The 26,426-nt window shown below is 39.8% G+C and carries 23 protein-coding genes, 1 other RNA gene, 1 pseudogene and 1 riboswitch; of the genes and pseudogenes, 23 read left to right on the forward strand and 2 right to left on the reverse strand.

The window, feature by feature from the left end; all coding sequences use genetic code 11:
• Nucleotides 1–25 precede the first annotated feature (25 nt).
• From trpR to F8M47_RS08300, 3 genes are all read left to right on the forward strand, one after another.
• Nucleotides 26–334 carry a trp operon repressor gene (gene trpR / locus F8M47_RS08290; RefSeq protein WP_150539643.1) on the forward strand — a complete coding sequence of 103 codons (309 nt, stop codon included), beginning with the start codon at nucleotides 26–28 and terminating at the stop codon, nucleotides 332–334.
• A gap of 28 nt (nucleotides 335–362) precedes the next feature.
• Nucleotides 363–1,124, forward strand: a complete 762-nt coding sequence (gene mtgA, locus F8M47_RS08295; protein ID WP_150539774.1) for a monofunctional biosynthetic peptidoglycan transglycosylase — start codon at nucleotides 363–365, stop codon at nucleotides 1,122–1,124.
• Nucleotides 1,125–1,508: 384 nt separating this feature from the next.
• The gene (locus tag F8M47_RS08300) at nucleotides 1,509–2,420 is read left to right on the forward strand and encodes an ATP-grasp domain-containing protein (protein WP_150539644.1); all 912 of its coding nucleotides are present in this window, start codon (nucleotides 1,509–1,511) and stop codon (nucleotides 2,418–2,420) included.
• A gap of 75 nt (nucleotides 2,421–2,495) precedes the next feature.
• Here the strand turns inward: F8M47_RS08300 and F8M47_RS08305 are convergent, their stop codons facing one another.
• Nucleotides 2,496–3,242: a YdcF family protein gene (locus F8M47_RS08305; RefSeq protein ID WP_150539775.1), complete on the reverse strand. Its 747-nt coding sequence runs from the start codon at nucleotides 3,240–3,242 to the stop codon at nucleotides 2,496–2,498.
• A 64-nt stretch (nucleotides 3,243–3,306) separates the two neighbouring features.
• A complete protein-coding gene (gene metF, locus F8M47_RS08310) occupies nucleotides 3,307–4,185 on the reverse strand; it encodes a methylenetetrahydrofolate reductase (RefSeq protein WP_150539645.1) in 879 nt (292 codons plus the stop codon).
• A gap of 468 nt (nucleotides 4,186–4,653) precedes the next feature.
• Between metF and citD the strand changes: the two genes are divergently transcribed.
• The 20 genes and pseudogenes from citD (at nucleotide 4,654) to recO (ending at nucleotide 26,359) form a co-directional block, all read left to right on the forward strand.
• Nucleotides 4,654–4,941, forward strand: a complete 288-nt coding sequence (citD, locus tag F8M47_RS08315) for a citrate lyase acyl carrier protein (protein ID WP_150539646.1) — start codon at nucleotides 4,654–4,656, stop codon at nucleotides 4,939–4,941.
• Nucleotides 4,938–5,825: a citrate (pro-3S)-lyase subunit beta gene (citE, locus tag F8M47_RS08320; protein WP_167509611.1), complete on the forward strand. Its 888-nt coding sequence runs from the start codon at nucleotides 4,938–4,940 to the stop codon at nucleotides 5,823–5,825. The genes citD and citE overlap by 4 nt, the downstream gene beginning before the upstream one ends.
• Before the next feature lie 8 nt (nucleotides 5,826–5,833).
• Nucleotides 5,834–7,336 (forward strand): citrate lyase subunit alpha, encoded by a 1,503-nt coding sequence (citF, locus tag F8M47_RS08325; RefSeq protein WP_150539647.1) that lies wholly within the window; start codon nucleotides 5,834–5,836, stop codon nucleotides 7,334–7,336.
• A gap of 76 nt (nucleotides 7,337–7,412) precedes the next feature.
• A complete protein-coding gene (gene citG / locus F8M47_RS08330; protein WP_208790042.1) occupies nucleotides 7,413–8,798 on the forward strand; it encodes a triphosphoribosyl-dephospho-CoA synthase CitG in 1,386 nt (461 codons plus the stop codon).
• A gap of 141 nt (nucleotides 8,799–8,939) precedes the next feature.
• Nucleotides 8,940–10,391 carry an anion permease gene (locus F8M47_RS08335; protein WP_150539648.1) on the forward strand — a complete coding sequence of 484 codons (1,452 nt, stop codon included), beginning with the start codon at nucleotides 8,940–8,942 and terminating at the stop codon, nucleotides 10,389–10,391.
• A gap of 235 nt (nucleotides 10,392–10,626) precedes the next feature.
• Nucleotides 10,627–11,895, forward strand: a complete 1,269-nt coding sequence (locus F8M47_RS08340; protein WP_150539649.1) for a malic enzyme-like NAD(P)-binding protein — start codon at nucleotides 10,627–10,629, stop codon at nucleotides 11,893–11,895.
• 186 nt (nucleotides 11,896–12,081) lie between these two features.
• Entirely contained in the window at nucleotides 12,082–12,369 is a 288-nt protein-coding gene (gene rplY, locus F8M47_RS08345) for a 50S ribosomal protein L25 (RefSeq protein WP_150539650.1), read from the forward strand.
• Nucleotides 12,370–12,504: 135 nt separating this feature from the next.
• Nucleotides 12,505–12,891, forward strand: an RNA gene (gene rnpB, locus F8M47_RS08350) — RNase P RNA component class A.
• Nucleotides 12,892–12,948: 57 nt separating this feature from the next.
• Nucleotides 12,949–13,590, forward strand: coding sequence for a DUF1007 family protein (locus F8M47_RS08355; protein ID WP_150539651.1), 642 nt, complete (start codon nucleotides 12,949–12,951; stop codon nucleotides 13,588–13,590).
• A complete protein-coding gene (locus F8M47_RS08360; RefSeq protein WP_150539652.1) occupies nucleotides 13,581–14,591 on the forward strand; it encodes a nickel/cobalt transporter in 1,011 nt (336 codons plus the stop codon). The genes F8M47_RS08355 and F8M47_RS08360 overlap by 10 nt, the downstream gene beginning before the upstream one ends.
• Nucleotides 14,592–14,696: 105 nt before the next feature.
• Complete coding sequence (locus F8M47_RS08365; protein ID WP_150539653.1) at nucleotides 14,697–16,145, forward strand: alanine/glycine:cation symporter family protein; 1,449 nt, start codon at nucleotides 14,697–14,699, stop codon at nucleotides 16,143–16,145.
• A gap of 105 nt (nucleotides 16,146–16,250) precedes the next feature.
• Entirely contained in the window at nucleotides 16,251–18,269 is a 2,019-nt protein-coding gene (locus F8M47_RS08370; protein WP_244298107.1) for an autotransporter outer membrane beta-barrel domain-containing protein, read from the forward strand.
• A 141-nt stretch (nucleotides 18,270–18,410) separates the two neighbouring features.
• A riboswitch (TPP riboswitch) is annotated at nucleotides 18,411–18,503 on the forward strand.
• A gap of 202 nt (nucleotides 18,504–18,705) precedes the next feature.
• Nucleotides 18,706–19,503 carry a hydroxyethylthiazole kinase gene (gene thiM, locus F8M47_RS08375; protein WP_150539655.1) on the forward strand — a complete coding sequence of 266 codons (798 nt, stop codon included), beginning with the start codon at nucleotides 18,706–18,708 and terminating at the stop codon, nucleotides 19,501–19,503.
• A pseudogene (gene thiD, locus F8M47_RS08380) lies at nucleotides 19,496–20,261 on the forward strand (bifunctional hydroxymethylpyrimidine kinase/phosphomethylpyrimidine kinase). Before thiM ends, thiD begins: the two are co-directional and overlap by 8 nt.
• A 10-nt stretch (nucleotides 20,262–20,271) precedes the next feature.
• Nucleotides 20,272–20,928 (forward strand): thiamine phosphate synthase, encoded by a 657-nt coding sequence (gene thiE / locus F8M47_RS08385; protein WP_150539656.1) that lies wholly within the window; start codon nucleotides 20,272–20,274, stop codon nucleotides 20,926–20,928.
• A gap of 179 nt (nucleotides 20,929–21,107) precedes the next feature.
• A complete protein-coding gene (lepA, locus tag F8M47_RS08390) occupies nucleotides 21,108–22,901 on the forward strand; it encodes a translation elongation factor 4 (RefSeq protein ID WP_150539657.1) in 1,794 nt (597 codons plus the stop codon).
• A gap of 78 nt (nucleotides 22,902–22,979) precedes the next feature.
• Complete coding sequence (lepB, locus tag F8M47_RS08395; protein WP_150539658.1) at nucleotides 22,980–23,939, forward strand: signal peptidase I; 960 nt, start codon at nucleotides 22,980–22,982, stop codon at nucleotides 23,937–23,939.
• A gap of 39 nt (nucleotides 23,940–23,978) precedes the next feature.
• Nucleotides 23,979–24,650 carry a ribonuclease III gene (rnc, locus tag F8M47_RS08400; protein WP_150539659.1) on the forward strand — a complete coding sequence of 224 codons (672 nt, stop codon included), beginning with the start codon at nucleotides 23,979–23,981 and terminating at the stop codon, nucleotides 24,648–24,650.
• Nucleotides 24,651–24,711: 61 nt separating this feature from the next.
• Nucleotides 24,712–25,626 carry a GTPase Era gene (gene era / locus F8M47_RS08405; RefSeq protein WP_150539660.1) on the forward strand — a complete coding sequence of 305 codons (915 nt, stop codon included), beginning with the start codon at nucleotides 24,712–24,714 and terminating at the stop codon, nucleotides 25,624–25,626.
• 10 nt (nucleotides 25,627–25,636) lie between these two features.
• Nucleotides 25,637–26,359: a DNA repair protein RecO gene (gene recO, locus F8M47_RS08410; RefSeq protein WP_150539661.1), complete on the forward strand. Its 723-nt coding sequence runs from the start codon at nucleotides 25,637–25,639 to the stop codon at nucleotides 26,357–26,359.
• Nucleotides 26,360–26,426 lie beyond the last annotated feature (67 nt).

Consider the following 26,426-nt stretch of genomic DNA (forward strand, 5'->3'; position numbering starts at 1 on the left):
TAGATTTAAACATTTGGGAGGCTTAATGAAAATTTTTGATAATCAACGAGATCCGCAAGAATGGCAACAGTTTATGCAATTATTACAACAGGCGGTTGCTGAAGATAAATTAGAACAATTTTTCACCTCATTTTTAACTGCAGATGAGCGAGGCTCTTTAGGCTTACGTGTGCAAATTGTCAGTGAATTGCTCAAAGGTGAAGTTCCACAGCGTGAAATCCAACAAAATCTAAATACTAGTGCAGCTACCATTACACGTGGTTCGAATATGTTAAAAACTTTAGATCCACAATTTATCCAATGGTTAAACGAGAAGCTTAATGGCAAAGCGTAGAAGAAAACGCAAAAAGAAGTCAGTCACTATGTTTAGCTTACTTAAACGTTTATTCCGTAACATCATCAAATTTTTTATTCCGCAAGCAATCAGTTCAAGAGCAGGTTGGTTGTGGTTTGGTTCTAGCCGTTTAGGGGCAGGACTTGGCGGATTTTTCGTTACTTTTTTGATGATCTTTTCGGTATTACCTGTGCCATTTTCTGCTTATATGGTGCAGAAAAAAGTAGAACATTTGATTGCGGGCGATGATTATCACATTCATTATGACTGGGTGAGCCTTGATAAGATTGCATGGCAAATGCAAATGGCGGTGATTGCGGCAGAAGATCAAAAATTTGAAAGCCATTTCGGCATTGATTTACAAGCGATTGAAATAGCTCTACAACGTAACGCTAAAGCAAAAAAAGCACGAGGCGCTTCAACTATTTCACAGCAAACCGTTAAAAATATGTTTTTATGGCACGGACAAAGCTGGCTACGCAAAGGGATAGAATTACCGCTAACCTTTATTATGGAAAATACTTGGGGCAAACGCCGTATTCTGGAAGTGTATTTAAATATCGCAGAGTTTGGTGATGGCATTTTTGGTGTAGAAGCTGCCGCAAAGCACTTTTTCAAAAAGCGTGCGAAAGATCTGACTTTACAAGAGTCGGCTTTACTGGCCGCCTCTCTGCCAAATCCATTAGTCTTTCGAGTTAATAAACCAGGCCCAACGATGCGTAAACGTCAAGCATGGATTATGCGCCAAGTCACTGCGTTAGGTGGGCGCCATTACTTAGAAAAACTGTAGAAAACGCCAAATACAAGCGGTTAAATTTTTCTGATTTTTTGCATGTGTAAATTAGGGGGAAATTTGGCTGCCTATCTCCAATCACTATCGCAATCAAATCCTCTAACCTATCTTTTCTAAAGAGGGGGATCTGGGGCAACCAGAAGACGTTGTTTACCTCGTTGAGGGTCGGATGCGAGTCCTGTGTCCGACCACATAAAAATTTGTGTGTTTACTGTAATAGCACCCGCTTCCAGATAGGAACTTACTACCGCTCACATACCAGTCTGTTGAGCCACTTTGTGACTCTGTTTTATTGTGTTTTTACTCAAACCAAAAACATCAATCGGCAGTGTTAAAAGCGTTTGTAGCGTTTTGCACCAATAACCCAAAAAGGATTAAACCATGAGATTTTTAGTGCTGTGTCGGGAGCCTCGTTTATATAGCTGTCAGCGCTTGTTGCAGGCTTGTGAACAACGGGGCATTCATTTGGATATTCTTGATCCGAATCGAATGCTCATTAAGCTAGCGGTAGTGCAGGGGCAGCCCATTTTCCAGCTTTATTATCAGGCAGGGGAAATTTATCAGAAAAATCGACCGCTTGAGTTATTGCCTGAATATGATGCGGTTTTGCCTCGTTTTGGTACGGCAAGTACTGAAATGGGCTGTCGTGTATTGCGCTATTTTGAAGCGAAAAAGGTGAAAGTTTTAAATAATTCGACCGCTTTTAGCTTAGCAAGAGATAAATGGTTGAGTTTACAAGCACTCGTAGCTGCGCAAATTGCCGTGCCTGCGAGCTCTTTTGCGGGGGAGTTATGTGCAGTAGAGCAACATTCGAACTTACATAACACGCCGTTAGTGGCGAAAACTTTGGCTGGATCGCAAGGCGTAGGGGTGATGTTAGCTGAGAGCAAGCAAAATGCGCAAAGTGTGCTGGCGGTATTACAACAGGCGAACCTAGGCTATTTGTTACAAGATTTTGTGGCGGAAGCAAAAGGGCAAGATATTAGGGCTTTTGTGATTGGTGATCGAGTAGTGGCAGCCATGCAACGTTCAGGCGAAGAGGGAGAGTTTCGTGCGAATATTCATTTAGGTGGCAAAGCGACAAAGTTTGAATTAAGCGAAGCCGAACAACAATTGGCAGTGAATGCTGCCAAAGCAGTAGGGCTTTCGGTAGCGGGTGTGGATCTTATTCGATCTGAATCAGGCTTATTAGTGCTGGAAGTGAACGCTAGCCCAGGTTTGGAGGGGATTGAGCAAGCTACAGGGCTAGATATTGCAGGTTTGATGATCGAGCATCTGATTAATCAGCGGTAATCTTGCTTGTGAAGAGAGGGAAGCGGTCGGATTTTTACCAAATTTTGCAAGCCCTCTTTATTTATTGGCTAGGCATTAGCCAAGTAACTTTTCTTTCCAATAACCAAGCCATTCTTTCAGTGCAAGGCTACTATTTTGTAGCGCTTGCGCCTGTGGGATAAAAGGCAGGATACCGATATCTAACGCTTGATGAGCGGTGGTACTTGCGGCTAACACGGTAAATCCTTCTCGTTCAAAGAGCATTTTGGCTCGTTTCATGTGCCATTGGTTGGTTACAAGCACAATATCTTTCACACCTGCTTGGTTGAGAATGGGTTTGCTAAAGGTAGCATTTTCTTCGGTAACATTTGAATCTGGCTCAATCCAACGTACAGGTGTTTGGAAGAAATCGTGCAATTCTTGCGCCATCACTTTGGCTTCTGACTCTCTACCTTCTGGGCTTCCGCCTGTGACAAGGATCGGCAAGCCTGTTTGTTTATGCAGATAGGCTGCATAACGCATACGCTCTAATGGCGCTGCAGCAATCGCATAACGCCCAAAAAGTTCATCACTATCTCGCAACCCTCCACCTAATAACACAATGGCTTGCGCTTTTTTGTAATCTTCAATAGTAAATTTTTTGCTAAAAGTGACCGCTTGAATTAGTTGAGAAGAGAAGTAAGGCGTGCTGCAAATATACAGAATTGTGATACCTAAAATGGTGCAAAAATAGCCGAGTTTTTTGAAATGTAATTTATGCAGTAATAGCGAGAAAATCCATAAAATCAACGCATTAAATGGTGGCAGGATAATGGCAGTAACGAGTTTTGTGAGAAATAGCATAATAAAAATAGACAATGATTGAATAGCCTCATTGTCCATTATTTACGCATTTTTGTCTAGCGTATTATGGTCGAACCCCGAGCGTGTGACAAATGGCATAGGTTAATTCAGAGCGGTTTAACGTATAAAAGTGGAAATCTTTCACCCCTTCTTTTGAGAGTATTTTTACCATATCCATAGCAATACTTGCGCCAACTAAATTACGTGTGGTTTGGTCGTCATCAAGCCCTTGATACATTTTTTGCATCCAACTTGGAATTCTAACGTTTGTGATCTTTGCCATTTTTTCTAATTGTTTGAAATTCGAAACAGGTAAGATTCCAGGCACAATCTCCACGTCAATCCCGACAGAAGCACAGCGATCACGAAAGCGTAGATAACTATCAATATCAAAGAAGAATTGGGTAATCGCACGGTTAGCACCTGCTTCGATTTTTTGTCTTAAATAAATTAAATCAGCTTGACTTGATTTTGCCTCAGGATGTATTTCGGGATAAGCCGCGACAGAAATATCAAAATCAGCGACTTCTTTGAGTAATCTGACTAAATCTGCCGCATAAAACGGTTTTTTACTGTAGCCCGCAGGTTCATCGCCACGTAATGCGACGACATTACGAATACCGCTATCCCAATAGTCTTTAGCGATTGCTCGTAATTCATCAGGGCTCGCGTCAATTCCTGTTAAATGTGGCGCAGCTAAGATGCCTGTTTGTTGTTGAATATTTTTTACAATGGAATGAGTGCGGGTGCGTTCTCCTGAATTGGCACCGTAAGTGACAGACATAAATTTAGGTTTGAGCGTTTTTAAGCGATGAATTGATTCCCATAGCATGGTCTCGATTTTTTCATTTTTAGGAGGAAAGAACTCGAACGAAACATTAATTTGTCCATTTAAGTCTGCAACACTTTGATTTAAATGATCAATTTCTTTTGCGTAACTCATATTTTGCCCCTTTGATAAATTTTTAATTGTTAGAATGAAGTTGTGTTTTGGTTAGGAGCATTCTATTTTTATCTGTTGATTAACGTCAATTTCATAATTTTCAGAATAAATATGAATTTTATTCATAATTAAAGGTGGTGGTTGATCCATATCAACAATACCTCTTTCTAATTAGCAATTTTGTAAGAATGGGTTAGAATGGCAAACGTACTGCTAATATTTTTTCTTTTTGAAATAATTAACAATAAAAATAAAAGGGATTACTCAATTTAGATGGTGACAAGCGGTCAGATTTCTTCCTTATTTTACTTACCTTAATTTATATTTTATTTTTGTGTGTTTACGACGAGTTGCCAATGGAAAAAAGGCTACAAGCGGTTAAAAATGCCCGTTTATTTGCAAGTTCAACATTGCCCAGTCTTTTTTCCATTAGTCATTCATTTATTAGCCAACCATAAGGAAACCATTATGCAGATAACTAACATCGCTGTGGCGGGCACACTAGAATCTAGTGATGCACAAGTCCGCATTGAACCTGCAAGTACGTTGCACATTGAGCTAAATAGCTCTGTGGGAAAACAGTTTGGTGATGACATTTTAGCCACCATTAATCAAGTACTTGCACAGTTTGAAGTCAGTGCAGCAAAAGTAACGGTAGAAGATAAAGGGGCATTAGATTGCGTACTTCGTGCGAGATTAAAAGCAGCATTATTGCGTGCAACCGATGAACAAATCGATTGGGAGAAAGTGCTATGAGTCAAAAAAATAAATTACGTAGAAGTATGTTGTTCGTGCCAGGCTCAAATGCGGCGATGATCAGCAACACCTTTATCTACAAACCTGATTCGATTATGTTTGACTTAGAAGATGCAGTGGCGTTAAAAGAAAAGGATTCTGCACGTATTTTAGTGGCGCACGCTCTACAACATCCGCTTTATCAAGAAATTGAAACGGTGGTGCGTGTGAATCCATTAGATTCTGAATTTGGCTTGGCAGATTTAAATGCAGTGGTGCGTGCAGGTGTGAATGTTGTGCGTATGCCAAAAACCGAAACCGCACAAGATGTGGTTGATATGGATAATGCGATTACTGAAATTGAAAAAGCCTGTGGTCGTGAAGTCGGTAGCACATTAATGTTAGCTGCAATTGAATCGCCACTTGGTATTACTCAAGCAAATCAAATTGCCACTGCTTCTAACCGCTTAATTGGTATTGCATTAGGTGCGGAAGACTATGTGCGTAACCTTAAAACGGAGCGTTCGCCTGAAGGGATTGAATTACTGTTCGCTCGATGTTCTATTTTACAGGCAGCTCGTGCGGCAGGTATTCAAGCGTTTGATACGGTTTATTCTAATGCGAATAACGAAGAGGGTTTCTTAGCTGAAGCGTCGTTAATTAAACAACTTGGTTTTGACGGTAAATCATTAGTAAACCCTCGTCAAATTGAGTTATTACATAATTTATTTGCACCAACACAAAAAGATGTGGATCAAGCACAACGTATTATTGATGCAGCAAAAGAAGCAGAACGTAATGGTTTAGGTGTAGTTTCGCTCAATGGTAAAATGATCGATGCACCAATTATTGATCGTGCAAAATTAGTGCTTGAGCGTGCTAAATCAGGTATTCGTGAAGAGTAGGGGGAAATATGACAACAAGAGAACAACGTGTTGAAAAATTCAATGCAGGCAAACCAGTTTATCAAGCAGTGCCAAAAGCGGAATCCCTCATGCGTACCGCCAAAAATCGCAAATTATGTGAAAATCTTGAAGAAGCAATTCGCCGTTCAGGTTTAAAAGATGGCATGACGATTTCATTCCATCACGCATTCCGTGCAGGTGATTTCGTGGTAAATCTTGTCATGGACAAAATTGCTGAAATGGGCTTTAAAAATTTAACGCTTGCTTCGAGTTCATTAATCGATAGTCATTTCCCCATTGTTGAACATATCAAAAATGGTGTAGTAACCAAAATCTACTCTTCAGGTTTACGTGGCAAATTAGCCGATGAAATTTCAAAAGGTATTTTAGCCGAGCCTGTAAATATCCATTCGCACGGCGGACGTGTACATTTAGTCAAATCAGGCGAACTAAAAATTGATGTGGCATTTTTAGGAGTGCCTGCGTGCGATGAATTTGGTAATGCAAATGGCTTTAGCGGTAAAAGCAAATGTGGTTCATTAGGTTATGCAAAAGTCGATGCTGAATTTGCGAACAAAGTGGTGTTATTAACCGAAGAATTTGTAACTTACCCACATCATCCAGCAAGTATTCCACAAGACCAAGTAGATTTAATTGTACAAGTAGACGCGGTTGGCGATCCGAAAAAGATCGGTGGGGGTGCAACTCGTATGACAACCAACCCTCGTGAGCTATTAATTGCGCGTAAATGTGCGGAAGTGATTTTTGGCTCAGGCTATTTTAAAGATGGCTTCTCATTCCAAACAGGTACAGGTGGTGCTTCACTGGCGGTAACACGTTTCTTAGAAGATAAAATGCGCCGTGAAAACATTACTGCAAGTTTTGGTTTAGGAGGTATTACTTCAACCATGGTGGCATTGCACGAAGCGGGCTTAATCAAAAAACTGATCGATGTGCAATCATTTGATAAAGATGCGGCAGAATCGCTTGCACGTAACCCAAATCATATCGAAGTATCGGCAAACCAATATGCTAACTACAGCTCAAAAGGGGCTTCTGTTGAGCGTTTAGATGTGGTCATTCTTTCTGCATTAGAAATTGATACAAAATTTAACGTAAACGTTTTAACAGGTTCAGATGGTATCATTCGTGGTGCATCGGGCGGTCACTGCGATACGGCGTCTTCTGCACAAGTGGCGATTATTGTCGCACCACTTGTGCGTGGACGTATTCCTTGCGTGGTTGAAAATGTAATAACTTGCGTTACTCCAGGTGAAAATATTGATATTTTAGTTACTGACCACGGTGTGGCGGTAAATCCAAAACGTCCAGATCTTATTGAAGCGTTAAGCAATGCAGGTATTCAATTATTCACGATTGAGCAACTTTGTGAACGTGCATACAGTATTACAGGCAAACCCAAAGAAATTGAGTTTACCGACAAACCTGTTGCCATTGTTCGCTACCGAGATGGTTCTGTGATTGATACGGTGTATCAAGTAAAAGAATAATCTTTGCCTGATTGAAGAAGGGACGCCATGTTTGGCGTCCTTGTTAATTTTTCAGATTAAAATCAATACAAGCGGTATGATTTTCCAAAAATTTTGCAAATCTTTTTCCCTTAAAGGAAATGAAATTTCCATTGAATCATTGTTGAACGCTCGCGAAGAGCGTGCTTTATTGCAACAAAAATGCCTGCAAAAGTACCAGCAGACTGTGCTTTCTTTAACTTTGCTTGCCGTAGGCGGCGTAAAGCAAAATGAATTACTAGACTATATTTTTGCCAGAAGTTTGGAAAATTTGACCGCTTTATTTACGCAACTTGATGTTGTGCCAATAGCAGAATTTATTCGTCCATTAGAAACGGGACATGAGGCGATTTTTGTGTTGCCGATTGAGGCGGTTAGGCTAAAAAAAGCTTGTATTGCGCTGGAAGATAGTTCACCACTTGCACGGTTATGGGATCTAGATGTGATCACACTAAATGGAGAGCTGTTAAGCCGTACTGAATTGGGTTTTAACGCGCGTCCTTGTTTATGTTGTAGCGAAAATGCCAAACTTTGCGCACGTTCTCGTAAACATTCGGTGGAACAAATTGTGGCACAAATGCAACAACGTACAAAAGCAGATTATTTTAGCCAACAAATTGCAGAAAAGGCTTACCAAGCATTGCTACAAGAAGTTTATCTCACGCCCAAACCTGGTTTAGTGGATAAACGGAATAATGGCTCACATGCAGATATGACGGTACAAACCTTTGAGCACAGTGCTTTGGCGTTGCGGCCATTTTTTGCAGAATTTGTAGCTAAAGGTATAGCTACGGCAGATTATTCAGCATCGCAAATTTTAGCGGAAATTCGACCGCTTGGAATTCATGCTGAACGAGCGATGTTACAAGCAACGGGTGGAGTAAATACGCATAAAGGCGCGATTTTCGCTTTTGGACTTGTTTGCTGTGCGATTGGGCGTTTATATGTGCAAACGGAGCAATTTGCGAAATCTACTCGCTTTTCACAACTTTTTGAGCTAGTGGCACAATTTGCTGAAGGTTTAACCGCAGAATTGCAAAATTATCCTGAAAATCTACCGCTTACGCATGGAGTAAAACTGTATCGTCAATATGGTTTAACGGGTGCAAGGGGGGAGGCTGAAAGCGGATTGGTAACGATTGCAAATTGCTTAGCATTTATCAAGCAACAACCTGTCATCAATTTGCATCAAATTTTAGTATGGTTAATGGCGCATAATGATGATACAAATGTGGTGCACCGAGGCGGACTAGATGGGCTACGTTTTGTGAAACAACAAGCGGTCGACATTTTACAAAATTTTGTAAATGAAACAGATTTACGCATAAAGCTAGAAACACTAGATGATGAATGTATTCAGCGCAATATTAGCTGTGGAGGAAGCGCAGATTTGCTGGCGCTAATTATCTTTCTATTGTCAGTTAGCGAGCTAGTCAGCAATTAATTTTTAAAAAATAAAAAAATTTGCAAAATTAGAAAAAAATCAATGTTTTTGATTTTGACTTATGCTAAAAATAGCAATGTTACTCTTTTGGGGTATAAAAGTTTATTTTATGTATTTTTAATCTTTATGCAGAGGTGAAACATGGCGTTATCTAAAGCGCAAAAAGTAGCGGTATTAGTTGCAATACCTGTTATTTTTTTCTTATTGCCTGCACCAGAGGGACTTTCTCTGATTGCTTGGCGGTTGTTAGGTATTTATATTGCAACAATTGTTGGATTGGTAATTAAGCCTTATGGCGAGCCAGTATTATTACTTGCTGCTGTTGCCGCTTCCGCTGCGACCATTGGTAATACTGAAGGTGCGGAGCAATTTGTAAAAGTGAGTCATACGTTAGCAGGCTATCAATCAGGTACTACATGGTTAATTTTTACAGCGTTTACGTTAAGTTCTGCGTTTGTGATTACAGGTTTAGGTAAGCGAATTGCGTATCATATGATTAGCTGGTTGGGAAGCACTACACTTCGTTTAGGCTATGTAACGCTCTTCTTAGATTTATTACTTTCTCCTGCTACCCCTTCAAACACCGCTCGCGCTGGTGGTATCGTTTTCCCAATCATTAACAGTGTCGCTGTTGCTTTAGGATCTGATCCTGAAAAATCACCGAAACTTGCTGGTCGCTATTTATTATTAAATGTATATATGGTAGTAAAAACAACCAGTTATATCTTTTTAACAGCAATGGCACCAAATGCGTTAGCACTTTCATTAATGGCACCTATTTTAGGGCTTGATTTAAGTTGGGTGCAATGGTTCTTAGCTGCATCTGTACCAGGTTTAGCATGCTTGTTCTTAATTCCATTCATATGTTATGTGATTGCGAAACCAGAACTCACCAAAGTTGATAATAAAGCGATTGCGCAAAAAGGCTTAGAAGAATTAGGTCCAATGAGCTTCCGTGAAAAAGCATTAGCGGTATTATTTGTGGTGGCGTTATTAGGTTGGATTTTCTCTGATTTCTTAAATGTGAATGCAACAACGGTAGCATTAATCACCATGGTGCTTTGTGTGGTATTAACCATCGTGTCTTGGGATGATATTCGTAAGAATAAAGCAGGTTGGGATACTTTAATTTGGTACGGTGGTATCATCGGTATGTCTGGTATTTTAGAAAAAGCGGGCTTTTTCAAATGGTTAGCGGACACATTAAGTGCAAACTTAAACTTCGGTGATCACGGTAATATTGCGTTAATTGTTATTTTATTGTTAAGTGTATCAGTGCGTTACTTATTCGCATCAGGTGGTGCTTATGTAGCAGCTATGGTGCCAGTATTTGCAACAGTAGGTAAAGTAGCAGGCGCACCAATAGAATTATTAGCATTAGGCTTATTATTCTCTAACTCATACGGTGGCTCGGTAACACACTATGGTGGTGGCCCAGGTCCGATTACTTTTGGTGCGGGTTATAACGACATCAAATCTTGGTGGACAGCTGGTTTTGTGATTGCGTTTGGTAGCTTAATTATTCACGCTACATTAGGTATTGCATGGTGGGAATTCTTATTCTCAGCAGGTTGGTTACCAACAGTGAAATAATCTACCTAATTAGAGTGAATTAGCGGTGGGATTTTGCAATTACTTTGCAAAATCCCATTACTTTTTGGTATGTTTAACAAACTGTTAAAAATTAGATCTAAATCACACCAAATTGCTAATTTTTGCAGTAAAATACTACAGCGTTGTTAATAATTTAGAGGTGTGCTGGGTTCAGCCATTTTTCAATTATTAACAAGCAACACACATCAATAAGCGTATTATTTAAGGATTAGCTATGAGCGATTTAAAACAACAAGCATTAGACTTTCACGAATTTCCTGTACCAGGCAAAATCTCGGTTACCCCAACTAAATCACTTGCGACTCAGCATGATTTAGCTTTAGCGTATTCACCAGGTGTTGCAGAACCATGTTTAGCCATTGAAAAAGACCCAGCAGCGGCTCGTCGTTATACCGCTCGTGGTAACTTAGTTGCAGTAATTTCAAATGGTACTGCGGTGCTTGGTTTAGGAAACATTGGCGCATTAGCTTCTAAACCAGTAATGGAAGGTAAAGGTGTTTTATTTAAAAAATTTGCGGGTGTTGATGTATTTGATATCGAAATTAATGAACACGATCCAGATAAATTAGTGGATATTATTGCTTCATTAGAACCAACTTTTGGTGGGATTAACTTAGAAGATATTAAAGCGCCAGAATGTTTCTACATTGAGCGAAAATTACGTGAGCGTATGGGCATTCCTGTATTCCACGATGACCAACATGGTACAGCAATTATTGTCGGTGCAGCAGCATTAAATGGTTTAGAAATCGTGGGTAAAGCTATTTCAGACGTACGTTTAGTGGTAAACGGTGCTGGTGCTTCAGCAATTGCTTGTACTAATTTATTACGCTCATTAGGCTTCAAAAAAGAAAATATCACTATGTGCGACTCTAAAGGTGTTATCTACCAAGGTCGTGGCGATAATATGGATGAAACCAAACAATTTTACGCTATTGAAGATAACGGCTGGCGTACACTTGCAGATGCAGTAGCAGGTGCAGACGTATTCTTAGGTTGTTCAAAAGCAGGTGCATTAAGCCAAGATATGATTAAAACAATGGCGAAAGATCCATTAATTTTAGCGCTAGCGAACCCTGTTCCAGAAACAACCCCACATGAAGCAAAAGAAGTTCGCCCAGATGCTATCGTATGTACTGGTCGTTCTGACTACCCAAATCAAGTAAATAACGTGCTTTGCTTCCCATTCTTATTCCGTGGTGCATTAGATGTGGGTGCAACCGCAATTAACGAAGAAATGAAAATGGCAGCAGCGCACGCAATTGCTGATTTAGCGAAAGAGCCAGTGCCATTTGAAGTGATTTCAACCTATGGCGAATTATCATTTGGTACTGATTACGTTATTCCAACGCCATTTGATCCACGTTTAATCGTTGCGGTTTCATCAGCAGTAGCTAAAGCAGCAATGAACTCAGGTGTTGCAACTCGCCCAATTACTGATTGGGATGCGTATGCAAAACAAGTGAAAGCGCTTGTTGCTTAAATAAGTTAAATAACTTAAAAGAGGCGAATATTTTCGCCTCTTTTTATTTTGCATTTTATGTAAAAAATGCGTAGAATACGCACTCGACTTTTTTAGTCGAATTTATTTTGTGGAATAGCTGGGTCGCCTGCTATTTTTTATATTCACGGAACATTATGTTCCTTTTTACTTTAAGAGAATTAAACAATGTCATTCAAATTTGAAGCTGAAGTTCGTTCTACGCAAGGTAAGGGTGCGAGCCGCCGCCTGCGTCACAATGGTCAAGTTCCTGCAATCATCTACGGTGGTAATGCAGAGCCTGTATCAATCGTTTTAAACCACGATAACGTAAACAACGCACAAATCCACGATGCGTTCTACAGCGAAGTGTTAACTATCGTTGTTGCGGGTAAAGAAGAGCAAGTTAAAGTACAAGCGATTCAACGTCACCCAACTAAACCAAAATTAGTTCACTTAGACTTCAAACGTGTTTAATGATTAAACGTTAGCCTTTAGTGAAAAGAGAGGATTAAGTTTTTCGGAACTTAATCCTTTTTTGTTTGCCAATTATTAGGCTAACAAGCGGTTCATTCTTGGCAAAAGTTTGCAAATCCGCTATAATCGCCATTCTGAGTTGGTTAGGCAATCGCTGGTTTATTGAAGCCCTTAATTGTTCGCAAGAACGACCTAGTGGGACAAGTAAACGAGAGGAAAGTCCGAGCTACACAGGGCAGAGTGCCAGATAACGTCTGGGCGGTGTGAACCGACGACCAGTGCAACAGAGAGCAGACCGCCGATGTGCATTAGCGCAGGTAAGGGTGAAAGGGTGCGGTAAGAGCGCACCGCGTGGGTGGCAACATTCCACGGCACGGTAAACTCCACTCGTAGCAAGACCAAATAGGAACTCAATGGATGGCCCGTCCAGAGTTCGGGTAGGTTGCTTGAGCTTGTATGTGAATGCAAGCCTAGAGGAATGATTGTCCACGACAGAACTCGGCTTATCGACCAACTCACCCCATTTAAAAGAGCGAACAGGGTAACTTGTTCGCTTTTTGTTTTTTAAGGAGAGAACTAATGAAATTAGTAAAATTACTTAGTGTATTTTTCGCAGTATCGTTTAGCTCACAATTGTTTGCACATCCACATTCTTTTGTCGATTTAAAAAATAAAGTATTGGTAGAAGGCACAAAATTAAACGCGTTTGAAATGGAATGGATGCTAGATGAAATTGCATCGGCAGAATTAATTTATGAAGTGAATAATAGTGCGGATAAAACGGCAACCGAAAAATCTATTACAGATGAAATGACGCAAACTGCGATTGAAGCGCATTATTTTAGCTATCTTTATGACGCTAAAGATCAGCCTATCAAATTTAGCGCAAAGCCACGGAATACGCGTTTTGATATTCACGGTAATCGAGTAGTGTTTTATCTAACGATCCCGCTAAGTAAACCGCATGATCTCAAGAATAATCCCGTCCGTTTTTATACCTATGAACCAAGCTACTATATGGGTATGGAATACAATAACGTCCAAGCATTGTCAATTAACACTTCACAATGCAAAGCTACGCTAACGCAGCCTCAAATCAGCAATTCTCTTCGTTTGTATGCTTCTAGCTTAGATAAAAACCAGTCGCCAGATATGCCTGAAAATGAAGATAATTCTTTAGGCGCACAATTTGCACAGAAGGTAACAGTCGTATGCGAGTAACAGCTAAATTAGCTATTTGGCTAGCGGTCATTTTTTTGCTACTTTTTGCAATCTACCAAAGCTATCCCATAGTGCTTTATCAGGTAATGCTATGGCAAAAATCATTTAATCAGCAAATTTCAGGTTCGCTAACTGCATTAAGCCAACATTCTCAACAAGCAGGCTTAACGTTGATGCTAATCAGTTTTCTGTATGGCGTATTCCATGCGGTAGGACCTGGACATGGCAAATTTATTTTAACAAGCTACTTGTCGCTTGAAAAAACCAAACTAACTCAGGCGATGAAAATCAGCCTGCTATCTGCTTTGATGCAAGGTGTGGTAGCGGTGAGTTTGGTTACGGTAATTGTGGTCGTATTTACGCTTTCTCGTAGCTACTTCAATTTCACCTTGAAATGGGTAGAACGGGGCAGCTTTGCTTTTATGATTTTATTTGGTGTTTATTGGTGTTATCAGGCGTTTAAACCATTTTGGCAAAAGCGTAAAGTACAGTCTACACCGAAAATTCGTCAAATTTCACTTAACCAAAACTTGCAACATAATCATAAAATTCAACCGCTTGTTACAGTAAAATCACATGTACATTCAGAGCATTGTGGTTGTGGACATCAGCATTTGCCTTCTTCACAACAAATGCAACATGCAAAAGATTGGAAAGCACAATTAATGATTATTTTTAGTATCGGTGCCAGACCTTGCTCTGGGGCGATATTAGTTTTATTTTTAGCTTATACGCTGGATTTATACTTGTGGGGTATCGCATCTGCGTTGATTATGGCGGTGGGAACAGGGCTAACATTGAGTTTATTTGCTGGGCTTGTATTAGTTGCGCGTAATAAAGCGATCCGTTTGAGTTCGTGGTATATTTCTGAGCAGACCAGTAAAAAACTGGCGTTGAGCTTAAAAATTGTAGCGGGGATCGGTTTAATTTTATTAGGTATTACCTTATTCCACAGCAGTTTTATTGAAATTAGCACGGGGTCAGGATTGCTTCGACGATAACTTTAGGTAATTGATTAGATTAAAAAATCTTTTCAAACGTTAAAAAATCATTACAATGCAATCGTTTTCGTTTTTCTATTTTTAACTTTCATGAGGCTTTTTTTGATGGATTTTATTGTTTCGGGCTTTGAAAATCTATTGACGTGGATTGTCAATACTATTGATGGACCGCTCTGGGATGTAACTATTTTGTTACTTTTAGGCGTTGGGATATTTTTCACGATTACCACAGGGCTAGTTCAATTACGTTTATTGCCAAGAAGTATTCAAGAAATGTGGGGTGGACGTGCAACGGAAGGTAGATCGCTTACCCCATTTCAGGCTTTTGCAACAGGCTTAGCGAGCCGTGTTGGGGTTGGTAATATTGGTGGTGTTGCAACAGCGATCGCATTAGGTGGGCCAGGTGCAGTATTTTGGATGTGGATTACCGCATTAATGGGGATGAGTTCGGCATTTGCAGAATCCTCATTGGCGCAGTTATATAAAACACGTGATCCGAATGGAATGTTCCGTGGCGGGCCTGCGTACTATATTACGCGTGGTTTAAAATTTAAGCCAATGGCAATTGCTTTTGCAATCACGTTAATTTTTACCTTTGGTTTTGCGTTTAATGCAGTGCAGTCAAACTCTATTGTTGCAGCAACGAGTAAAGCTTGGGAATGGAATGGTCAATACGTCGGTCTTGTGCTGGTTATTTTAACAGGCATTATCATTTCTGGTGGTGTAAAACTGATTGGGCAAGTATCTTCTAAAGTAGTACCAATGATGGCGTTATTTTACTTAATTATTGCGATCATTATTTTAGGAATGAACATTGAACGTGTTCCTTCAGTATTAGCTTTAATTATTGATAGCGCTTTTGATTTTTCGGCAGCCGCTGGTGGTATGTTTGGTACTTTAGTCTCAAAAACCATGCTAATGGGGATTAAACGTGGTTTATTCTCAAACGAAGCAGGTATGGGGTCTGCCCCAAACTCAGCAGCAACTTCTGATGCAAAACACCCTGCGAGCCAAGGTTTAATCCAAATGTTAGGCGTATTTGTTGATACTATGGTAGTTTGTACTTGTACGGCAGCAATTATCCTCATGTCAGATAACTATGGTAGTGAAAGCTTAAAAGGGGTAGAACTTACTCAAACAGCCTTGCAGTATCATTTAGGTGAATTTGGCGTACACTTCTTAGCCTTTATCATCTTATTATTTTGCTATACCTCAATTATTGGTAACTATGCTTATGCAGAAACCAATATTCGCTATATTAAAAACAAACCTTGGTTTGTTTGGGGCTTCCGAGGCATTGTATTATTCTTCGTTTATTTTGGCGCAGTGCGTGATGGTGGTATCGTTTGGGCTTTTGCAGATACCGTAATGGCGTCTATGGCAGTAATTAATTTAATTGCGATTCTTATTCTTGCGCCAATTGTATGGCGTTTATTAAAAGATTATGTACGCCAAGTTAAAGCAGGCAAAGAACCAGCGTTTAACATTGAAGAGCACCAAGATTTAATTCATCGTGGTGTAGATCCATTAATTTGGAGTGCTAAAGACAAATAGAGAACAAGTCCAATCTGTTTTTTATTTGTAAGGCGATAACATTTATTTACATTTGTGTGTAAATGAATGTTATCGCTTTGTTATTTTAGGAGAAAAACAGTGGAAATGAAAAAAACATATTTGGCGCTATTAGCTGCTTCAACATTGGCTTCAACAGCTGTAGCGCAAGATATTGTGGTATTTGGTGATAGCCTAAGTGATATTGGGCAAACAGGATGGTTAAATAAAGCGACATATAATCAGCCTAATGGAAGCGCAAATGCACTTTACAATGAACATTTAGCAACAGCACTTGGTAGTACATTAACTGCCTCTTCAAAAGGTGGTTCGAATTACGCCTACAGTGGCGGAGTAGTTGTTGCGACAAATAGCGAATATACGAGTCGCCAGCCTAATGTGGCGTTAGCACAACAAATTCAAAATTACCTAGCAAGTGGGGTAAAAAATGATGCGTTACACATTATGTGGGCAGGTGGTAATGATTTACCTACCATTTTAACTAAAGCGATTGCAAGTCAAAATGCGCTACAAACGGTGCAAACAGAAAGTGCAACGGTTGCGCAAAATAGTGCTCAGCAATGGGCTAGCTTAAAACAAGCGGGTGTAGAACTCGTTGTTGCACCTACGATACCAAATGTGGCTTACACGCCATCGCTATTTCAACAGTTTGGTACAGCTGCGGCGAATAGCTTTGCCAATAACGTTGAGAAAGTACGAGTAGGTTATGGTGAAACAGCTAAAGCAGCATTCCTGCAAGCCTTTGATGCAAATCTGGCGATTTTAGCGAAGAGTACACAATCGAATCTTGCAGATTTTGAAAATGCACGTGTACAGGTTTTAACGAATACCGTTGATGCCTTATATCAATCACCATTAGGTGCAGCTCTGGGTGCAGCCATCGATCGGAATGCTTTTACGAGTACGTTAATTCAGCAATATCAACAATTTGCAACCCAAGCGGCTAGCGCAACCAGTTTATTAAATAGTGCAACTACGCAAGCGCTAAATTCAGTTGGTGGAAATATCGTGCGAATTGACACTGATGCGCTATTTAACGACATGTTGTCTAATCCAGCTGATTTTGGCTTTAGTAATACCACTGCAACAGTTTGTGCGTCAACAACAAAGGCAATTTGTACTGGAGATGAACAAGCAGATAAGAAATTATTCGCAGACGGTTTTCACCCTGGTGCGATCGCCCATAAAGTAATGGCAGATTACATTTTAAATGTGTTACAAGCGCCAAGCGAAATCAGTGTTTTACCGCAATTAGCGCTACATTCAACGGAAAAAACGTTTGATTTTGCACGTCAGCAAAGTAATAACAACCGCTTATTGAAGCAAGAAGCAAAAACGGTACAGGCTATTGCAGCTTATCAAGTTTACGATAAAGGTAATGCACTTTACGCTGGTTTAAAAGCGCAATTTACGCCAGAATGGCAGTTATCGACAGTGTTTAGCCATAGCGATTTAGAAGGGCAAAAAGGCTCAACTAAAGGCGAAATTAAAAGTAATGCGATTAATACAGCGTTACGTTATGACGCTGATAAATGGTGGTTAGGTGCAGCATTGCAACTTAGTGATAACGATTATAAAACTTCACGTCATATTCGGTTAGCTCAAGCTCAACGTGCACAAAAAGCGGAAACCAGTGGTGCAGTTATTAGTGCAGGTTTATTCGGTGGCTATGAATGGCAAATTGAGAATAACAATCTTACATTCTTGGCCGATATTACACATAGCCATGGCAAAATAGCTGCCTTTGGTGAAGAAAATACAAATGTGATGAGATTAACTTTTACGGATCAATCTATTCGTAGTTTGCGTAGTGGTATTGGTGCAGAATATCGTTACCAATTTACCAATTGGCAACCATATTTAAATGCACGTTGGGTAAAAGAATGGCGTGATTCGCCAGCAACATTACAAACTCAGCTTAATAACAGTCAATTTAACGTAGCTTTAGCGCAGGCAGATAAGAGCTGGTTAAATATGCAAGCTGGGCTTGATTGGAAGGCTAAAACAAGCCCATGGCATTTCCAACTTGCCGTACAACGTGATTTAGGTCGTAAAGACAATTTCTCTGGGACTTCTTTCCATACGCAGTTAGGTTATCAATTCTAGTTTAAACAAGCGGTTGAATTTTGTGACTTTTTACAAAAAAGTGACATTTTTTAATCGCTTGTTTTTTTGTAATGTGATCTTATTCACATATTCAAAAGTAACCAGTTGGTTTTCACTAGCCATTTCTTTACACTATCACTGATTTTTTAGTCGGGGTGCCTCTAGTTAGGCTGAGATTAAACCCGTGAACCTGATACAGTTAGTGCTGACGTAGGAAACTAATATGCTAATCTTAAGTTTATTATCCCTTTCTTTTTACTTGTCATTTTTTACTCTCAATTTATCTAAAAAAGCACAGTAGTCTTGTCTACTATTGAGATAAATAAGATGAATTGGTTTAAGTTTTTATTTTTATCTGCCACCCGTTGGATTCCACCTTGAATGAAATTGCGAAGCTTGTTTCATTCACTTTTACATTTAATTCATGGAGATAAAAATGAAATCCAGCTATTTGGCAAAAATTCGCCAGCAGAATCCGCTTATCTATAATATGACAAATATAGTTGCAGCCAATTTTACTGCAAATGGTTTACTTGCTATTGGTGCTTCACCGCTGATGTCCACCACTCTAGAGGAAGCAGAAGATTTGGTGCGAATCAGTAATGCTTTACTAATCAATATTGGCAGCGCTACTAAGTCAGAAGTTGAAACAATGCGTATAGCAGGCAAAATGGCAAATCAAATCGGAATACCTGTGGTATTAGATCCCGTTGGGATAGGTGCAACAGATCACCGTTATCATTCTGTTATGACACTGTTAAATGAAATTCAATTTAGTGTTATTCTAGGAAACCTTGGGGAAATGGCTAAATTGGCTCAAGTAAATTGGCAGGCTAAAGGCGTTGATGCTGGGAATGGCTCAGTTAATATTGCAGAAATTGCGCATGCTGTGGCGAATAGATACCAATGCGTAGTCGTGGTAAGTGGAGAAATAGATTATATCAGCGATGGTAAACGGTTAGTTAAAATTGCAAATGGTACGAAGCTATTTCCTCGCATTACAGCCTCAGGTTGTTTACTTGGATCCGTATTTGCTACCTTTTGTGCTGTAGCAAGCGGTCAAATTTTTGAAGCAATTTGCGAAGGTGCAACAGCTTATGCTATTGCAGGGGAGCTTGCTGCAAAACCGTTAAATACGGAGAAATTAGGCACATTTAATTGTGAATTCTTAAATCAATTAGCGATGCTTTCAGCAGAGATAATTGAACATCATGCGAGAATCTCTTATGAATAAAGTGCATCAAGTATTAACGATTGCAGGTTCGGACAGTGGCGGTGGAGCTGGAATTCAAGCGGATCTCAATTACTGCTCAAAATACCTTAGGCGTATTTGATATTCACTGTGTGCCTATTAAAACAATCGAAGCACAGTTAAAAGCTATTGCAGAAGATTTTCAAATTTCGGCATTTAAAATTGGTATGTTAGGCACGGCAGAAGTCATTGAATGTGTGGCAAAGGCACTAGGTCAGTATAACTTTGGTAAATTGGTGCTTGATCCCGTAATGATTGCCAAAGGTGGCGCGCCGTTATTACAACAAAATGCGATTAATGCCTTAAAAACACATTTGTTGCCATTAGCTAATGTGATTACGCCTAATTTGCCTGAAGCGGAAGCTTTAACAGGTGTAAAAATTATTGATAATTCGACCGCTTATGAAGCGGCTTTAAAATTACAGGCATTCGGTGTAAATACGGTGTTAATTAAAGGTGGACATTTAGAGGATTCGCAAAGCTCGAATTGTTGCGATTGGGTTTTTACACCGACTTCGCAATTTATCGTAGAAAGTCCGCGCTTTCCAACGCGTCATACTCATGGTACAGGTTGTACGTTCTCGGCTTGTATTACAGCGGAACTAGCCAAAGGACAAGCGGTCGAAAATGCCATAAAAATTGCAAAAGGTTACATTAGTGCCGCAATATCTCGCCCGTTGAATATTGGGCATGGTCAGGGGCCAACTAATCATTGGGCATATCAAAATCAAACAAAGTAAAGGAATGACAATGTACGATGTTCGACAAATGCTTAAACTTTATTTTATTGCTGGTACGCAAGATTGCCCAAATCCAACAGCAGACCGAATACAAAATTTATTGCTGATTTTGGAACAGGCGCTACAAGCGGGAATTACTTGTTTTCAATTTCGTGATAAAGGTAAAAATTCCCTAGAAGAGCAACCAGAAAGCCAAAAGAACTTGGCGATTCAGTGTCGAGATTTATGTCGTCGCTATCAGGTTCCATTTATTGTGGACGATAACGTTGCCTTAGCGATAGAAATTGGTGCGGACGGTGTACATGTTGGGCAACAAGATATGTCGCCGATAATGATTCGGCAGATAACGAATCAACCTTTAATCATCGGTTTATCCAATAACACATTGGAAGATTTATGGCGTTCTGAACAAATAATTGAAGTGGATTATTGTGGGGTAGGTCCAGTATTTCCGACTAATTCGAAAGCAAATCACAATCCATCAATTGGTTTGGATTTCATTAAGAAAGCGCGCGAAGCGGGGATTCGCAAACCGATTGTCGCTATCGGTGGTATTAAGGAAGAGCATATAGTAACGTTGAAGGAAAATGGGGCAGATGGCGTGGCAGTAATTAGTGCGATTAGTTTAGCGTCTGATGTTTCGCGGGCGGTCAAAGCATTACAGTAAACGTTTGGTTAAACAAGCGGTTATTTTTTCAAGATTTTTTGCAAAATCGTTTGGAAAAATGACCGCTTGCTTTTTTGTGCTTTTCCTTTCCAAAGTGGCGGATTTAAAGTAGAATTGGTCGGCTAATTTTCCCTTTAAATAAATTTATTACAACACAGGACATTTATTGCCCGATGAATATGAAAAACATTCGTAACTTTTCAATTATTGCTCACATTGACCACGGTAAATCAACTTTATCCGACCGTTTAATCCAAACTTGTGGTGGCTTATCAGATCGTGAAATGGAAGCGCAAGTTTTAGATTCAATGGATTTAGAGCGTGAACGTGGTATCACAATCAAAGCACAAAGTGTAACCCTCAACTATAAAGCAAAAGACGGTGAAACTTATCAATTAAACTTTATTGATACACCAGGACACGTGGACTTCTCTTATGAAGTTTCTCGTTCGCTTGCTGCTTGTGAAGGCGCATTATTAGTGGTGGATGCTGGTCAAGGCGTAGAAGCACAAACCTTAGCAAACTGCTATACCGCAATTGAAATGGATTTAGAAGTGGTGCCGATTTTAAATAAAATCGACTTACCCGCAGCTGATCCTGAACGTGTAGCGGAAGAAATTGAAGATATCGTTGGGATTGATGCAATGGAAGCTGTGCGTTGTTCAGCGAAAACAGGTTTAGGTATAGAAGATGTATTAGAAGATATCGTGAAAAAGATCCCTGCTCCAGAAGGCGATCCTGAAGCACCGCTACAAGCGCTGATAATCGACTCGTGGTTTGATAACTATTTAGGCGTTGTGTCTTTAGTACGTGTGAAAAATGGCTCAATCAAAAAAGGCGATAAAATCAAAGTAATGAGTACAGGTCAATCTTATAACGTTGATCGCTTAGGGATTTTTACGCCAAAACAAGTGGATACCACCGAGCTTAAAACAGGTGAAGTAGGTTGGGTAGTGTGTGCAATTAAAGATATTTTAGGTGCGCCAGTGGGCGATACGTTAACCCACCACCATAATTCAGCCACTGAAGTATTACCTGGTTTTAAGAAAGTAAAACCACAGGTGTATGCAGGTTTATTCCCAATTAGTTCAGACGATTACGAAGCATTTCGTGATGCATTAGGCAAATTAAGTTTAAATGATGCATCATTGTTCTACGAGCCAGAAAACTCAACGGCGTTAGGCTTTGGTTTCCGTTGTGGCTTCTTAGGCTTATTACACATGGAGATCATTCAAGAGCGTTTAGAACGTGAATACGATCTTGATTTAATTACTACAGCACCAACTGTAGTGTATGAAGTGGTACAAACTAACGGCGAAACGATTTACGTTGATAGTCCATCGAAATTACCGCCAATTAGCAACATTAGCGAAATTCGTGAGCCAATTGCAGAATGTAATATGCTTGTTCCACAAGAATATTTAGGCAACGTAATTACGCTTTGCGTGGAAAAACGTGGCGTACAAACCAATATGGTGTACCACGGCAACCAAATCGCCTTAACGTATGAGATCCCAATGGGTGAAGTGGTATTGGATTTCTTCGATCGCTTAAAATCAACTTCTCGTGGTTACGCTTCATTGGATTACGGTTTTAAACGTTTCCAAGCTGCAGACATGGTGCGTGTTGATATTATGATCAACGGTGAGCGTGTTGATGCGTTGGCGTTGATTGTACATAAAGACAATGCACAATACCGTGGTCGTGAATTAGTTGAAAAAATGAAAGACTTAATTCCACGCCAACAATTTGATATTGCGATTCAGGCAGCGATTGGTAACCACATTATTGCGCGTTCAACCGTAAAACAATTGCGTAAAAACGTATTGGCAAAATGCTACGGTGGTGACGTGAGCCGTAAGAAGAAACTTCTACAAAAACAAAAAGAGGGTAAAAAACGTATGAAATCTCTCGGTAACGTAGAAGTACCACAAGAAGCATTCTTAGCAATTCTTCACGTAGGTAAAGATTAAGAAACAAGCGGTCATCAATACTGAAATTTTTGCAAACTTCCAATAAATGTTGACCGCTTAACGATGAAGGAGAAAACAATGGCACAAATTATGCCAATTATTTTTATCGTAATTTTATATGGTGTTTGGAAAACATTGGATTCAATGCAGTTACCAAATACCATCTCTATTGTACTAGTTGCATTAGTGGTCATTTGCGGCGGATTTTGGGCATTTTATAAATTTAGCGCAGATCCTCGTCGTAAATTAGCGATTGCTCGTGAAGAAAAACGTTTAAATCGTCCATTGACCGATGAAGAAAAATCAGAAATTCAACCTCGTTCTGCAACGGGTGAATTTTTTGCTTCGCTATTTGGAGTGCTATTTTTCGTGACTGTGTTGCGTTCGTTTGTGTTTGAGCCGTTTCAAATTCCTAGCGGTTCAATGGAACCAACGCTAAGAGTCGGTGACTTTTTAGTTGTCAATAAATTTAGTTATGGTATTAAAGATCCGATTTGGCAAAATACTTTAATTGAAACAGGTAAACCACAACGTGGTGATGTGATAGTGTTTAAAGCACCGAAGCAGCCACATGTCGACTATATTAAACGTGTAGTTGGTGTGGGTGGTGATCGTGTGAAATATGATGCGCTAACTCAACAATTAACGGTAACCTATGCCGATGGACAACAGGTTGTATTTGATTATAGCGCAGGCAAGCCAAACCCTGAATTTTTCTATCATGGTGAAATGCAAGTGGAGCGTACCGAAAAGGGTAGTGTGACACACCAAATCTTAAACAACCCTAAAGCATTTAACTATGAGCCTTATTTTTTCACTCAAGAAGGTGTACCAGCTGGAGAATGGATTGTGCCAGAAGGACACTATTTCGTTATGGGGGATAACAGAGACAATAGTGAAGACAGCCGTTTCTGGGGGGTTGTGCCTGAGAAAAATGTAGTAGGTAAGGCAACTTACATTTGGTTAAGCCTTGATAAAAAACCGAATGAATTCCCAAGCGGTATTCGTTTGGACAGAATATTCAGTTCAATCCAATAACTAGAGAAAGGTGGGTGTAAACCCACCCTTTAATTTTTTATGCATATAGAACGATTACAAAAAAAATTAGGCTATCAATTTACTAGCCTTGATTACCTTTCACAAGCGCTGACTCATCGTAGTGCAGGTGCAAAAAATAATGAACGATTAGAATTTCTTGGTGATTCCATCTTAAATTTTGCGATTGGGAAAGCATTATTTGAAAAATTTCCTAAAGCGAATGAGGGCGAATTAAGCCGTATGCGTGCAACCTTAGTACGTGAACAAACCTTAGCTATTTTGGCTCGTCAATTTGAATTAGGCGACTATATGAAATTGGGCGCAGGCGAACTAAAAAGCGGTGGCTATCGTCGAGAGTCAATTCTTTCAGACTGTGTAGAAGCAATTATCGCAGCGATTTATCTTGACTCTAATATGGACAATGCGATTGAGCGAGTGTCGGTTTGGTATCAAACGTTGTTAGCGGAAATGAAGCCAGGCGATGCCCAAAAAGATCCAAAAACACGCTTACAAGAATTTTTACAGGGGCGCAAATTACAGTTACCCACTTATGAAGTGTTTGATATTAAAGGTGAAGCACATAACCAAACCTTTAAAGTAACGTGCAAAATTGAAACCTTTGAAGAAACATTCATCGGGGTTGGCACAAGTCGCCGTAAAGCAGAACAAAATGCTGCCGAACAAGTATTGGCGAAATTAACGATAAAATAAAATGAGTAATGGAATAGCCCAAATTTTCAGGGCTATTTCGTACTAATACAAAGGATAAAAAATGACAGAATTAAATCAGCAACCTAAGACTTATTGCGGTTTTATCGCCATTGTTGGTCGCCCTAATGTGGGTAAATCAACCTTGTTAAATAAAATTTTAGGTCAGAAAATTTCGATTACCTCTCGTAAGGCGCAGACTACTCGCCATCGTATTGTTGGGATTCACACAGAAGATCAATATCAAGCGATTTACGTTGATACCCCAGGGCTTCATATTGAAGAAAAACGTGCAATCAACCGCTTAATGAACCGTGCAGCAAGTTCAGCAATTGGCGATGTTGATTTAATTATTTTCGTGGTTGAAGGGACAAAATGGACTGACGACGATGAAATGGTCTTAAATAAATTAAGATCTGCAAAAGCGCCTGTGGTATTAGCGATTAATAAAGTAGATAACATCAAAGAAAAAGATGAATTATTACCGCATATTACAGAGCTTTCACAAAAATTTGATTTTGCAGAAATTTTACCCATTTCGGCACAGCGTGGTAAAAATGTCCATATCTTGCAAAAATTTGTGCGTAAATCATTGCGTGAAGGGGTACATCATTTCCCTGAAGAATATGTAACAGACCGTAGCCAACGCTTTATGGCATCAGAAATTATTCGTGAAAAATTGATGCGTTTTACTGGCGAAGAATTACCTTATTCAGTCACAGTGGAAATTGAGCAGTTTAAAATGAATGATCGTGGCACTTATGAGATCAATGGTTTGATCTTAGTGGAGCGTGAAGGTCAGAAGAAAATGGTGATCGGCGCTAAGGGCCAAAAAATTAAGACCATTGGCACTGAAGCTCGCACAGATATGGAGCGCTTATTTGATAACAAAGTTCATTTAGAACTTTGGGTAAAAGTGAAAGCGGGTTGGGCTGATGACGAGCGTGCGTTACGTAGCCTAGGTTATATGGACGAATAGTCGCAGAGATATGATAGAAAATTGGCATCGAGGATTTGTGTTACACCGCCGTGAATATAGTGAAACCAGTTTACTGGTTGATTTTTTCACAGAAGATCATGGGCGTATTACCTTACTTGCAAAAGGCGCAAGACGTCCTCGTTCGCCGTTAAAAGCTGTGTTACAACCATTTACGCCATTGTTATTGCGCTGGACAGGGAAAGGCGAGCTAAAAACCTTAACTAAAGCAGAACCAGCAGCTTTAACTTTGCCGATGCGAACACTTGCGTTATACAGTGGCTTTTATGTAAATGAAGTTCTTGCAAGGGTTTTGGAAAATCAGACCGCTTACCCAGCGCTTTTTCAACACTATTTGCAGTGCGTAACAATGCTGGCAACTCAGCCAGATAGTTTAGAAGTGAGTTTGCGAACGTTTGAGTTCCACACGCTAAAAGCATTAGGCTATGGTGTTAATTTCAGCGTTTGTGCTGCAACAGGTGAGCCTGTATCGCCTTCAATGACCTATCAATTTAGTGAGAATGAAGGCTTTATCGCTTCACTATTACAAAATAATTACAGTTTTTTAGGTAAGGATCTACTGGCATTTGAACAGCTAGATTTTTCCGATAAAACAACACTACAAGCAGCTAAACGTTTTACTCGGATTGCTCTCAAACCTTATTTAGGCTCTCAACCACTTAAAAGCCGAGAACTGTTTCAAACCATCTTACCAAACAAGCTAAAAAGCGGATAACACGCAAGAAGCCCAAAATAAAAGCGGTCAAATTTGCAATTTTGACCGCTTTTATTTTTAGATGGGA

This window comes from Actinobacillus vicugnae (assembly GCF_901687125.1).
Taxonomy (GTDB): Bacteria; Pseudomonadota; Gammaproteobacteria; order Enterobacterales; family Pasteurellaceae; genus Actinobacillus; species Actinobacillus vicugnae.